Origin of the sequence: Devosia epidermidihirudinis (assembly GCF_000971295.1) — a bacterium.
Lineage (GTDB): Bacteria > Pseudomonadota > Alphaproteobacteria > Rhizobiales > Devosiaceae > Devosia > Devosia epidermidihirudinis.
The window spans coordinates 138,354-150,061 of the sequence record NZ_LANJ01000001.1 but is presented as its reverse complement, the minus strand read 5'-3'; the positions used below and the strand labels follow the sequence as shown (position 1 = coordinate 150,061).

The following is an 11,708-nucleotide window of genomic DNA, read 5'->3' as shown; positions in this document are numbered from 1 at the left end:
GGGGCGGCGCGGAGGGGGGCCCGCGGATTAAGTCCGCGGGGGGCGGCGGGGGGTGGGGGGGGGGGGGAATTCCGCCCAGCGCGACGTGGTGGATACATGCATCACGAGTAGACCTCATCCTGAGCTTGTCGAAGGACGAGGGCGTGGCTGGATCCGTGTCCCGACCTCGTGGTTCGACAAGCTCACCATGAGGTCTCAATGCGGCAGATGCGTCTGGCCGCGTTCGCTAAGCTTTACACCGTACTGCCCTCGGACTTGATCCGAGGGCCATTTTCCGCATCTGCCGTGCTGACAGTGACCCGCGGATCAAGTCCGCGGGCAGCGGCGGTGGGTGGGAGAGATGGCGGAATTCCGCCCAGCGCGACGTGGTGGATACATGCATCATCAGTAGCCCTCATCCTGAATTGTCGAAGGACGCGGGCGTGACTGGATGTGTGCCCGACCTCATGGTTCGACGGGCTCACCATGAGGTCTGATGGGGCCTCATTCGGTCGGCAGGGCGCATTGCAGGCGTCCCTTGTCGCTGTCGAAGATGAACACCGCTTCGCCATGGGCGTTGGTGGAGAAGCTGCCGGTCAGATGGATATCGGCCAATGGGCCAGTGAGCGCGTTGACGCTGGGGCCTGCGGAGGCGACCTGGCCTCTACCGCTCGGGATCACAGTGGATTTGAAATCATAATCCCCCGCCACGAGCAGGGTGAGGGTGCCGAAGGCGGCGTTATCCGCTGTGACGCAGGCATAAATGCCCGGCGGCGGGAACTGGGCAATGGCTGGCGCCGTTAGCGCTGCAATCGCGAGCGTGGCGATGATCAAGTGTTTGAACATCAAGCCATGTTGCGCTTCTTGCGCGCCAATGCAAAATCAACACGGCGCTACCAAAGGAACTCTCCATGAGTGTCGGCCTGCTTGCTCTGCTCGATGATGTCGCGGGACTGGTCAAGGTGGCGGCAGCCTCGCTTGACGATATTGCGGGGCAGGCGGCCAGGGCGGGCGTCAAGGCCGCTGGCGCGGTGATTGATGATGCTGCGGTGACCCCGCGCTATGTTGATGGTTTCACCGCTGATCGCGAGCTGCCCATTGTTGGCAAAATTGCCTGGGGCTCGATCAAGAACAAGCTGATCTTCCTTTTGCCCGCCGCGCTGATCCTGAGCTATTTTTTGCCCTGGGCCATCACGCCGCTGCTGATGTTTGGCGGCGCCTATCTTTGCTATGAGGGCGCTGAGAAGGTCTATCACGCGCTGCGGCCGCACGATGCCGAGGCGCATGAGGCTTCGTTGGAACCTGCGGCACTTTCGGCGACGAGCCTTGAGGAAGAAAAAGTGGCCGGGGCCATCAAGACCGATTTCATCCTCTCTGCCGAGATCATGACCATCGCGCTGGCGGCGATCGACGCTGGCGATATCTGGACCCGCGCCATCATCCTGGCGATCGTCGGTATCGGCATCACCGTGGCCGTCTATGGCGGCGTGGCGCTGATCGTCAAAGCGGATGATGCTGGCCTGTGGCTGGCCGAGCATGGCCGCACCGGCGCGGGCCGGGGCTTTGGCCGGGGGCTGGTACGGGGCATGCCGGTGTTCATGCAGGTGTTGGGCGTGGTCGGCACGGCCGCGATGATCTGGGTGGGCGGTGGCATCGTGGCCCACGGCCTTGTTAGCTTTGGCATTACCGCGCCCGAGCATATCGTGGAAGCCGCCTCCGAATGGGCGCTGCACGCATTCCCTTCGATCGCAGGCTTTGCCGGCTGGTTCGTGACCGCACTGGTCGACGGCATCGGTGGATTAATCCTCGGCGCGCTACTGATTCCCGTGGCCGGTTATGTCGTGGCGCCGCTGTGGAACGGGATTAAGGGCCTGCTGCCGCAGCGGGCGTGATGGGTTTTCTCACCTCTCCCTTGGGGGAGAGGTGAGAAACGTCAGCGCTTACCCTTGAACGGGGCCATGCCTTCGTTGGCGAGCTGGTCGGCGCGTTCATTGAGTTCGTGACCGGCGTGGCCCTTGACCCATTTCCACTCGATGGTGTGGCGCTTGGTGGCTTCGTCTAGAGCTTGCCAGAGTTCGAGGTTTTTGACCGGCTTCTTGTCGGCGGTCTTCCAGCCATTGCGCTTCCAGCCATGCATCCAGCTCTGGACGCCGTTTTTGACGTATTGGCTATCGGTGTGCAGCTCGACATTGCAGGGGCGTTTGAGCGCGTTGAGCGCTTCGATGGCGGCGGTCAGCTCCATCTTGTTATTGGTGGTCAACGCTTCGCCGCCGCACAATTCCTTGGTCTTGTCGCCATATTGCAGGATCGCACCCCAGCCGCCAGGGCCGGGATTGCCCGAACAGGCGCCGTCGGTGTGGATGATAACAAGGTCAGACATGGGCTATGGGGCGCTCGTAGGTGTGGAACTGGCAGAGCAATCCGTATGGCTCGACCTCTACCGCCGTTGGTGTCATGCCGATCTTGCGCAGCACGGCCAGCGAGGGGGCGTTTCGGGTGTCGGCAAAGCCGATGAAATGGGGCGCGTCGGTCTCGCGGAACATCCAGTCGCGCAGAGCTGAAGCGGCTTCGGTCGCATAGCCTTGCCCCTGTTGGTCAGCAAAGAACGCAAAGCCGATCTCGGGCTCGCCAGTGGGCGTGTAGATGCCGTAGCCGGCACGGCCAATGAAGGCGCCGTCCGATTTGCGGGTAACGCGGAGCTTGCCCAGCCGGCGGGACTGGAACAGAGCGATCCAGCCCTCGATGGCGGTCCGGGCCTGATCTTGGGTCCAGGGGGCACCCGAAACGCTCAGATAACGCGACACATTGGGATCGCCATGCAGGCGCACAAGGTCATCGATCTGATCGAGCGTCCAGCCGGAGAGGACCAGACGATCGGTTTCGAGCAGCGTCAGATCGCTCATCGCGCGACTGATGCTTCGATGGTGCGCAGTTCACGCGGGATGTTGAAGGCAATGTTCTCCTTGGCCGTGACCCGCGCTTCGACCTTGATGTCATAGCGCTGGGCGAAGGCTTCGATAACCTCGTCGACGAGCTTTTCGGGTGCAGAGGCGCCGGCGGAAACGCCAAGCGACTTGATGCCTTCGAGCCGGCTCCAGTCGATCTCTGAGGCCCGGTCGACCAGCATCGACACCTTGCAACCCGCGCGTTCGGCGACTTCCACCAGACGCAGCGAATTGGAGGAATTGGACGACCCCACGACGATCATCGCGTCAACCTCGGGGGCGACGGCCTTGATGGCCTCCTGCCGATTGGTCGTGGCGTAGCAGATGTCTTCCTTATGCGGGCCATTGATGGCCGGGAAGCGCGACTGCAGGGCGGCAACGATCTCGCGGGTGTCATCGACCGACAGCGTGGTCTGGGTCACGAAGGCGAGAGTGCCGGCGTCGCGCGGCTCGAACACCATGGCGTCAGCAACGGTTTCGACCAGCGTGATCGCCCCGGGTGGCAGTTGGCCCATCGTGCCAACGACTTCAGGGTGACCCTTGTGGCCAATGAGCACGATTTCGTGACCTTCGGCGTAATGGCGTTGGGCCTCGACGTGAACCTTGCTCACGAGCGGGCAGGTCGCATCGAGGAAGAACATGTTGCGGCTGCGCGCGTCGGCCGGAACCGATTTGGGAACGCCGTGGGCCGAGAACACGACGGGGGCCCCGGTCTCGGGGATCTCGCTGAGTTCCTCAACGAAGATCGCGCCCTTTTCGCGCAGGCCATCCACCACGTATTTGTTGTGCACGATGGCGTGACGCACATAGACGGGCGCGCCATATTTCTCGAGCGCCAGCTCCACAATCTGGATGGCACGATCCACCCCGGCGCAGAAACCGCGCGGGGCACACAGCAGAATGTCTAGTTGTGGCCGCTTTTCCATATCAGATCAGATGCTTTCGCTGCCTCTGCAAGTCAAGTCTTGTTGCGGTCGCATCGACGCACAGGCATTATACGGCTGTAACTATGGCAAGGGCTTAGCAGTGAGTTTGGCGCAGGAAATGTTCGCGATTGCCCCGGCCATGGGGAAGGCGAACCTGTCGGCCAGCCAGCTCAAGCTGCTGAGCGGCAAGGCACGCTGGATTTTCCGCGTCGGCGAAGCCGGTTTCCCCACCGTTCCCACCATCGCTCTGACGCGAGCCGCCTGGGAGGCGCTGCAGCATGAACGCCTGCAGCGCGACGTGCGGCTGCGGACGCACTGGATCGCCTGCCTGTTCAAACTGGTCGGAAAAGACGAAACCCCGCCATTGCTGGTGGTTCGCACCTCTGCGGCAACCCATAACGGCGGGTTGATGTCGGCCAAAATGGGCATTGCGGCCCCGACGAATGCCGAAGACGCGGTCGATCCGACACGCGCGTTGGCCAAGGCGATCAAGAATGCGTTCGACAGCTATGGCTTCGGCCAGGGTTGGACGGGCCGCGCGGACGAAGATCGCGGTAAGCAGATCGTGCTGGTGCAGAGCGTTGCCGAAGGCGAGATCGAGCAGTTTTTGACGCGCAACGCGACGACGGGCGCGTTGGGGCCAGCGCCGCTCAACGGCGCGCCGCTGCCGCGCTTCCCCGAATCGGTCGATGCACTGGTGTCCCTTCTCGATGCCAAGGCGGGACGGCACATGTGCTGCACGGTAGCGATCCGTAAGGGGCAGGTGCTGTTTCTGTCGGCGCGCCCATCACAGGTCACGGCGGCTGCCGACCTTGAAGCAGCGGTGGACCGCGTCACACGCAAGGTGTGGACGGCGCAGAACGCCGTGTCGCGCGTTGATCCGACGCGGCTGACCCAATTGCTGCATCCGCGCCTGAAATCCAAAGACGGGGTGACCCCGATTGCCATGGGGCTCGGCGTCTCTCCCGGCGCGGCCAGTGGCGTCATCGTGTTCAACGCCGAAGACGCGGCGCGCATGCGCGCCCGAGGCAAGCACTGCATTCTGGTGGTCAACGAAACCGGCCCCGCCGATATCGAGGGCATGAAAGCCGCCACCGGCATTCTGACGGCGCGCGGCGGCATGACCAGCCACGCGGGCGTGATCGCCCGTATTACCGGCAAGCCCTGCGTGGCGAGCGTGCGCACCATGTCGGTTGATGCCAGCGAAATGGTCTGCCGCATTGGCGACCGCGAATTTCGCATGGGCGACCGTCTGACCATCGATGGCAGCGATGGCTCGGTCTATCTCGGCACGCTGCCGCTGGCGCAGCCGCATATTGGTGGTGCGATCGGCAAGCTGCTCGGTTGGTCCGACGCCAGCCGCACCATTTCGGTGCGCACCAATGCTGAAACGGTCGACTCCGCGATGACGGCGCTCAGCTTTGGCGCAGAGGGCATTGGCCTTGCGCGCTCCGAGCACATGTTCTTTTCGACTGAGCGCATGGTGGCGCTGCGCCGAATGATCCTGTCGGAAGACGAGGAAGATCGCAGCCGCGCAGTTAATGGCCTCGTGGACTTCCAGACCGGAGACTATTCCAACCTGTTCTCGGCGATGAAGGGCCTGCCGGTGACGGTGCGCCTGTTCGATCCGCCACTGCACGAATTCCTGCCTCGCAGCGACGAGGACATCGAGGAGACGGCAGCATCACTAGGGCTGGCTGTACGCGCGCTGCGCCTGCGGCTGGAGCGGTTGGCTGAGTTCAACCCCATGTTGGGCCATCGCGGCGTTCGGCTGGCCATCACGTACCCTGAAATTCTGCAGATGCAGATGCAGGCCATCATGGCGGGTGCGCGGGCCGCGAGTGAAACACAGAATGAGCCCGTGTCGGTCGAGGTCATGGTGCCGTTCGTCTCGACGGCCAGCGAAGTGGCCTGGGTGCGTGAGCGCGTCTACGCCATTGCCGCCAATTCGGGCCTGCTGCGTTCGGAGCGGGTCAAGTTTGCCTTCGGCACCATGATCGAGCTGCCGCGTGCGTGCCTGCGCGCCGGCGAAATTGCCAGCATGGTGGATTTCTTCTCGTTTGGGACCAACGATCTGACCCAGACCACATTCGGCATTTCGCGCGATGACGCGCCGACATTCCTCACCGCCTATCAGCGCAAGGGCGTCTATGAGCGCGACCCGTTCGTCTCCATCGACGAAAAGGGTGTGGGCGAAATGATCCAGATTGCCATCGAGCGGGGCAGGGCAGCGAACCCCAAACTCAAGATCGGCATCTGCGGCGAACATGCGGGTGACCCTGCGTCACTTAAGTTCTTCTCGGGCTTGGGTGTCGACTATGTCAGTTGCTCGCCCTATCGTGTTCCAGTCGCACGGCTGACGCTCGCTCAAACGTCTGCTTAAATAGTCCAGCATCTGTTCCTATATGGAGTGGTGTATCGATCCGGCCGCAACGAGCCGGACACCAGGGAAGGAATATTCGTACGTGAAACTGTTGCCAGCACTGGCTTTTCTGCCACTCCTGACACTTGGTGCCGTTCCCGCAATGGCGCAAACCGGCGGCTCCGCCTGCGCCAGTATTCAAACAGATAGCGAGCGGCTCGCCTGTTACGACGATATATTTCGACTGGTTCCCGACGCTGACGGCGCCTTGTCCGTCACGCTCAACTCCGAACAACTAATCCCTGCACGCCCCAGCGGGCGTGAACACGCGACGATGACAGTTTCGTGTGCGGCGGGAAATCTGGCGGTGAGCTTTGCCTTCGCCGGCAACACCCTTTCGGCGCTTGGCCGCGATGCCGGATTGACCCTGCAATATGATCTGCAGGCCGCGCGGAGCCGAACCCTGCCGGTGAGTTCCGATAATACGTCGATCATCCTCAGCGGCACGGAAGCCCGTGGTTTCCTTGATGGTTTGGCCGGTACGACCAATCTGACCGCCCGCGTAACCCCAGCCAATTCGCGGTCGCTGTCGGTGCGCTTCCGGGTGGATATTGCGATTGATCAACTGGAGCCCGTTCGGGCCGCCTGCAGCTAAATCAGGACAGCGATTGGCCGCATGGCATTAACCATGCATGCGGCAGATCACCCGGTCTTATTTCTGCCGAACCCTTGCCATTCCGCGTCCTCGGCCGTGCCGTAGTCCGCGTTTACTCGCTGCTAACCCTAATAAGACATCATCTGACTGTCGGCTTTCTAGCGTCATTTTTGCCGATCAGTAGTTTTGTTGCGTAGCGTTGAGTAGCGTTTATGGCCCTTTCCCACCGGCCGGTGGTGCGTCAGCACCCGGCTAGAGCGGCTCGCCTTGTGTCTCCCTTTGCCCGCGTTTTGGCAGTCGGGGGCTTTTGTGCCTTGAGCTATGCTGGTCTGACCAGTGGCGCCACTGGCCCTGCGTTTGACCAAGACATTGTGCTACCGCCATCCGTGAAAATCGCTCAGGCCAGCCTGACCTATTCCGGCGTCGATCCGATCATCACCGGTTCGGTCGACCACCTGTTCGACACAGCCAGCTTTACCGGCCCCAATCGCTCCGAAAAGACCGACCGCGTTCGCCCACATGTCGACGCGCTGGCGTTTTCGCGCAGCTTTGACGAAGCCCGCACCCATATTGCCTCGCTTCGCGCCGGCCCTGCCGATCCCACCGATCTGGGGCAGTCGCGCATTGCCGACATTGGTGCTGCGACGGGGGATGTTGAAGACGGACCGCGCATGTCCATTGCCTCGATCGACCCGGCGACCGCCGCCGCGCTTGATGCGATCGCTGGCATTGCGCCGCAGTCTATCAACCCAATGCCCGCCGTGGCCTCCGAGCAGCTGGCTTATGCCCGCGCCACTGCGCCGATCACCGGCGCTTACACAACAGGCAATGTCGTAGCAGCATCGGACAAGGAACTCTGGTGCCTGGCGACTGCGATCTATTTTGAAGCACGTGGCGAAAGCTATCGCGGACAGGTGGCTGTGGCGCAGGTTGTGCTCAACCGCGTCAAGGATCACCGCTATCCCGACACCATTTGCGGCGTGGTCTACCAGAACCAGCATCGCCGCAATGCATGCCAGTTCTCGTTTGCCTGCGATGGCATTCCGGAGGTCATCAACGACCGCACGTCATGGGCGCAGGCGCAGGACATTGCGGCCAAGTTCACCAATGGCGAGCTGTATCTGACCGAAGTGGCGGACTCGACCCACTACCACGCCACCTATGTCAGCCCCGCCTGGGCGCCGCGCATGGAAAAGGTCACCCAGATCGGGCTGCACGTGTTCTACAAGTTCAAGCGCGGCTGGCTGTTCGGCTAGCGCTGGTGGATGTTGATGGTCACGAAGGAGGCAGCGTTAGCTGTCTCTACAGTTGACCAGCTACCGTTCCTCCAGATGGCAAAGGTCACCGCCGGAGGCTTGACCTGCTGCACGGAGATGCCCGGATACTGTACGTGGTTGGAAAACAGGGCATCGGTGGAATAGGTGCCCGTCGAGGTGGTGGCGATGGTCACATAGCTGACCCGGCCAAACTCAATCTTCTTCACCCGTGCCGTTTGCAGCGGCACCGACGACACCCAGTCTTCCTGATCGACGATATAGTCCTTGTCCTTGATCCGGACGAGTTTGGACGGGTCAACGCCGGTCGCTGTGAAACGTTCGATGAGTTCGTCAGCAAAAGTCTGGACGACCGCGCCGGGAACAGTAAAGCCGACGGCAGACGCAATAATTGCACCCGCAACCATGCCTATCATCATTTGACGACGTGGAGTTTTCATGGCGTCCGTCCCGTTTTGGCGCAGTCATTGCCGCGCTGTTAACGGTTTAGTAACCATGTGTCCCATTTTGGGGCAATTTTAATCTTCTGTTATGGTTAAGAAAATCTGAAAAAGGCCGGCTACGGCGTAATGGCCTCGAACGACGCGATGAAGCGGTCATGAGCTTCGCGGGTGGGGCAGGGGCGGATCAGCCTGTCAAAAGCCTCGACGTCAAAGGCGGGAACGCTGGGCTCGCCAAACAGTTTGCGCGCTTCGCCGTCCTCAAAGCCCGCCAGATGCACGGCCTCAAAGAACGCGGCCTCGCGGTCAGCCTTCTTGATCTGTTTTGCCAAGGCAGCGCTTGGTGTCGGGGGCAGGGAGAAGCGTAGGTAAATCGCCGACATCAGGCTGTTTTCGACGTCTTTGTAATTGCCGCCCATCGCCGCCTTGAAGGGCGAGATGATGTCGCCCATCACATATTCGGGCGCGTCATGCAGCAGGGCCTGCAGCTGGCTGACGCCATCACTGTCAGGATTGTGGGCGCGGAACAGCTCGAGCACGAGCACGGAGTGCTGCGCGACCGAATAGGGATAATCGCCCACCGTCTGGCCATTCCAGCGCGCGACACGGGCGAGGCCATGTGCAATGTCGGAAAGTTCCACATCCATTGGCGATGGATCGAGAATATCCAGGCGCCGGCCCGACAACATGCGTTGCCAGGCGCGCGTTGCAGAGCGTGCCATAGTGTCCCAAACGGTTTGCGAAGCGATTGGGCGAAAACTACTCGTCGACGCTCGATTCGCCAAACACGTAGGTTGCCCAAGTCGGCAGCGTCACGCTGACGGGCTGGTCTGCGATGGTCACAGCGCTTGGGTCGGTGATGCGGTCGAGCCGAAGAATGGCGACGGCCTTGCCATCAACCGAGCGGCCGACGGAGCCAGCGTCGCGCCCACCCGCAATCACCGACGTACCCGCCGGAGCATCGGTGGAAGAAACCACCACGGGGCGGCGGCGCGCGGTGCCGCGGTGCTTCATCCGGCTGACGACTTCCTGGCCGACATAGCAGCCTTTTTCGAAGTCGATGCCGTCCAGAATATCCATGCCCAGATCATGCGCGAAGGCTTCATTGGCGCCGAAATCTGGCCCCAACTGGGGAATGCCGGCGGCGATGCGCGCGGCTTGATAATCGCGATCGTCCCCGACCCAGTCGGCGGTGGCTTCGACGGGCGCGATGATACGGTAGCCCATCTCGATGGCGCCCAGCCGGTCGAGATGAGACACAAACTGCGGCGCAGGCTCCACTCCGTAGCCAACCCGATGCGTTTCACGCAGATCATCGATCACCGCATTGGCGCGCAGGCGATACATTTTCATGCGCTTGAAGAAGTCATCAGCGACGGACTGATGCACGTCGACCCAGAGGGCATCTTCCTGCCAGCCGGCCAGACCTTCTGCCAACACCTTGCCCTGTGGCGACAGCAGCGCCCACCAAGCGGCGGTGCCCGGCTCGGTCGGCATGTGGCCGGTGACAACATCGTTGAGCAATTTGTGCGCATCGGGCCCGGAAAACCGGAAAACCGCACGGTCGGCACGCAGATGGATGGTCATGGTCTCTTGCCTCTCGGACAATGGGTCCGCTAAACCCGCCTCAGGGCGTTGGCAGGCAGGATCAGAGACATGGCGCAGTACGACACGATTTTCAAGAACGCCATCGTGGTCAACCACGACGGTGAAGGGCAGGCGGACATTGCAGTGCGCAGTGGTCGGATCGCCGCCATTGGCAATCTGGCAGGCGAAAGCGCCAGCGAAATCGTTGATTGCACGGGACTGCACATCCTGCCCGGCGTCATTGATACGCAGGTGCATTTCCGCGAACCCGGCCTGACGCACAAGGAAGACCTCGAGTCTGGCTCGCTGTCAGCCGTGATGGGCGGCGTGACCGGCGTGTTCGAAATGCCCAATACCAATCCGCTGACCACCAGCAAAGAAACCTTCGACGCCAAGATCGCGGCAGGCACCAACCGCATGCATTGCGACTTCGCCTTCTATATTGGCGGCACACACGAAAATGTGCACCAGCTGGCCGAGCTGGAAAAGCTGCCGGGCTGCGCGGGCATCAAGGTGTTCATGGGCTCGTCCACCGGCTCGCTGCTGGTGCAGGACGATGCCGGTGTGGAAGCCATTCTGAGGGCTATTTCGCGCCGCGCTGCCTTCCACTCGGAAGACGAGTACATGCTCGAAGAGCGCAAGCACCTGCGCGTGCCGGGCGATCCATCGAGCCACCCGGTCTGGCGTTCGCCCGAAGTGGCGATGAGCTGCACCACCCGTCTGGTCAACATTGCCCGCAAGACCGGCAAGCGCATTCACGTGCTGCATATCTCGACCGCCGAGGAAATCGTCTATCTGGCCGACCACAAGGATGTGGCTTCGGTGGAAGTGACGCCGCATCACCTGACGCTGGATGAAACCGCCTATACCAAGCTGGGCACCTACGCGCAGATGAACCCGCCGGTGCGGGACGCCGAGCATCGCGAAGGCATCTGGAAGGGCGTGGCCAACGGCGTCGCTGATATTCTCGGTTCCGATCACGCGCCGCACACGCGCGAGGAAAAGGATCACGCCTATCCCGACAGCCATTCCGGCATGACGGGTGTGCAGACGCTGGTGCCAACCATGCTGGACCACGTGAACGCAGGCAAGCTCACTCTGCAGCGCTTTGTCGACATGACCAGCCATGGCCCAAACCGCCTGTTTGGCATCGCCAACAAGGGGCGGATCGCTGTGGGCTATGATGCCGACTTTACCGTCATCGACCTCAAGCGCCGCGAGACCATCACCAATGACTGGGTGAAGAGCCGTGTCGGCTGGACGCCCTACGATGGCGTGACGGTAACCGGCTGGCCGGTCGGCACGATCGTGCGCGGCAATACGGTGATGTGGCAGGGTGAGCTGGTGACGCCGTCAGTGGGCCAGCCGATGCGGTTTTTGGAGGCGCTGCCGGTTTAGGAGTTTCTCCCGAAGCGTGCCGTCGGTTCCCCTCCCCCTTGCGGGGAGGGGAGCGAGATAGGTGTTAGCTTGCTAACGCCGTGATCGAGCAGGGTGGGGGTGTGTCTCCACGAACTCGATGCGCTTGGCCGCCCCCACCCTT

At 62.0% G+C, this 11,708-nt stretch carries 12 protein-coding genes; 5 read left to right on the top strand and 7 right to left on the bottom strand.

Going from position 1 to position 11,708, the window contains the following annotated elements:
* Positions 1-483 precede the first annotated feature (483 nt).
* Entirely contained in the window at positions 484-825 is a 342-nt protein-coding gene (locus WH87_RS00730; protein WP_046137735.1) for a hypothetical protein, read from the bottom strand.
* 65 nt (positions 826-890) lie between these two features.
* On the opposite strand from WH87_RS00730, the gene WH87_RS00725 reads away from it, so the two are divergent.
* Positions 891-1,871: a DUF808 domain-containing protein gene (locus WH87_RS00725; RefSeq protein WP_046173208.1), complete on the top strand. Its 981-nt coding sequence runs from the start codon at positions 891-893 to the stop codon at positions 1,869-1,871.
* 41 nt (positions 1,872-1,912) lie between these two features.
* On the opposite strand, the gene rnhA is transcribed toward WH87_RS00725, so the two are convergent.
* The 3 genes from rnhA to ispH are packed head-to-tail and all read right to left on the bottom strand — an operon-like array spanning position 1,913 to position 3,850.
* Positions 1,913-2,359 carry a ribonuclease HI gene (gene rnhA / locus WH87_RS00720; RefSeq protein WP_046137737.1) on the bottom strand — a complete coding sequence of 149 codons (447 nt, stop codon included), beginning with the start codon at positions 2,357-2,359 and terminating at the stop codon, positions 1,913-1,915.
* Positions 2,352-2,882 carry a GNAT family N-acetyltransferase gene (locus WH87_RS00715; RefSeq protein ID WP_052726215.1) on the bottom strand — a complete coding sequence of 177 codons (531 nt, stop codon included), beginning with the start codon at positions 2,880-2,882 and terminating at the stop codon, positions 2,352-2,354. The genes rnhA and WH87_RS00715 overlap by 8 nt, the downstream gene beginning before the upstream one ends.
* Complete coding sequence (gene ispH, locus WH87_RS00710; RefSeq protein WP_046137738.1) at positions 2,879-3,850, bottom strand: 4-hydroxy-3-methylbut-2-enyl diphosphate reductase; 972 nt, start codon at positions 3,848-3,850, stop codon at positions 2,879-2,881. The genes WH87_RS00715 and ispH overlap by 4 nt, the downstream gene beginning before the upstream one ends.
* 118 nt (positions 3,851-3,968) lie before the next feature.
* Here ispH and WH87_RS00705 point away from each other — a divergent pair, with 118 nt between their 5' ends.
* The 3 genes from WH87_RS00705 to WH87_RS20275 all read left to right on the top strand — a co-directional run bounded on the left by WH87_RS00705 (position 3,969) and on the right by WH87_RS20275 (position 8,123).
* Positions 3,969-6,233 (top strand): putative PEP-binding protein, encoded by a 2,265-nt coding sequence (locus tag WH87_RS00705; protein WP_052726216.1) that lies wholly within the window; start codon positions 3,969-3,971, stop codon positions 6,231-6,233.
* Positions 6,234-6,315: 82 nt separating this feature from the next.
* On the top strand, positions 6,316-6,867 hold the full coding sequence (locus WH87_RS19465) for a hypothetical protein (RefSeq protein ID WP_156167864.1): 552 nt from the start codon (positions 6,316-6,318) through the stop codon (positions 6,865-6,867).
* A 314-nt stretch (positions 6,868-7,181) separates the two neighbouring features.
* Positions 7,182-8,123 (top strand): cell wall hydrolase, encoded by a 942-nt coding sequence (locus tag WH87_RS20275; protein ID WP_052726217.1) that lies wholly within the window; start codon positions 7,182-7,184, stop codon positions 8,121-8,123.
* Here the strand turns inward: WH87_RS20275 and WH87_RS00690 are convergent.
* The 3 genes from WH87_RS00690 to ygfZ all read right to left on the bottom strand — a co-directional run bounded on the left by WH87_RS00690 (position 8,120) and on the right by ygfZ (position 10,168).
* Entirely contained in the window at positions 8,120-8,548 is a 429-nt protein-coding gene (locus WH87_RS00690; protein WP_046137740.1) for a hypothetical protein, read from the bottom strand. The two genes, WH87_RS20275 and WH87_RS00690, sit on opposite strands and share 4 nt — an antisense overlap.
* Before the next feature lie 152 nt (positions 8,549-8,700).
* The gene (locus WH87_RS00685; RefSeq protein WP_046137741.1) at positions 8,701-9,303 is read right to left on the bottom strand and encodes an HD domain-containing protein; all 603 of its coding nucleotides are present in this window, start codon (positions 9,301-9,303) and stop codon (positions 8,701-8,703) included.
* Between the two features lie 37 nt (positions 9,304-9,340).
* Positions 9,341-10,168, bottom strand: coding sequence for a CAF17-like 4Fe-4S cluster assembly/insertion protein YgfZ (gene ygfZ, locus WH87_RS00680; protein ID WP_046137742.1), 828 nt, complete (start codon positions 10,166-10,168; stop codon positions 9,341-9,343).
* A gap of 69 nt (positions 10,169-10,237) precedes the next feature.
* Between ygfZ and WH87_RS00675 the strand changes: the two genes are divergently transcribed.
* Positions 10,238-11,566, top strand: a complete 1,329-nt coding sequence (locus tag WH87_RS00675) for a dihydroorotase (protein ID WP_046137743.1) — start codon at positions 10,238-10,240, stop codon at positions 11,564-11,566.
* Positions 11,567-11,708: the final 142 nt, after the last annotated feature.

Excerpts from the sequence above, each read along its gene's own strand:
- ygfZ (WP_046137742.1), bottom strand. The coding sequence starts at position 10,168 with ATGACCATCCATCTGCGTGCCGACCGTGCGGTTTTCCGGTTTTCCGGG.
- WH87_RS00690 (WP_046137740.1), bottom strand. The coding sequence starts at position 8,548 with ATGGTTGCGGGTGCAATTATTGCGTCTGCCGTCGGCTTTACTGTTCCC.
- WH87_RS00705 (WP_052726216.1), top strand. The coding sequence starts at position 3,969 with ATGTTCGCGATTGCCCCGGCCATGGGGAAGGCGAACCTGTCGGCCAGC.
- WH87_RS00725 (WP_046173208.1), top strand. The coding sequence starts at position 891 with ATGAGTGTCGGCCTGCTTGCTCTGCTCGATGATGTCGCGGGACTGGTC.
- WH87_RS00715 (WP_052726215.1), bottom strand. The coding sequence starts at position 2,882 with ATGAGCGATCTGACGCTGCTCGAAACCGATCGTCTGGTCCTCTCCGGC.
- WH87_RS00730 (WP_046137735.1), bottom strand. The coding sequence starts at position 825 with ATGTTCAAACACTTGATCATCGCCACGCTCGCGATTGCAGCGCTAACG.
- rnhA (WP_046137737.1), bottom strand. The coding sequence starts at position 2,359 with ATGTCTGACCTTGTTATCATCCACACCGACGGCGCCTGTTCGGGCAAT.
- WH87_RS00675 (WP_046137743.1), top strand. The coding sequence starts at position 10,238 with ATGGCGCAGTACGACACGATTTTCAAGAACGCCATCGTGGTCAACCAC.
- WH87_RS00685 (WP_046137741.1), bottom strand. The coding sequence starts at position 9,303 with ATGGCACGCTCTGCAACGCGCGCCTGGCAACGCATGTTGTCGGGCCGG.
- ispH (WP_046137738.1), bottom strand. The coding sequence starts at position 3,850 with ATGGAAAAGCGGCCACAACTAGACATTCTGCTGTGTGCCCCGCGCGGT.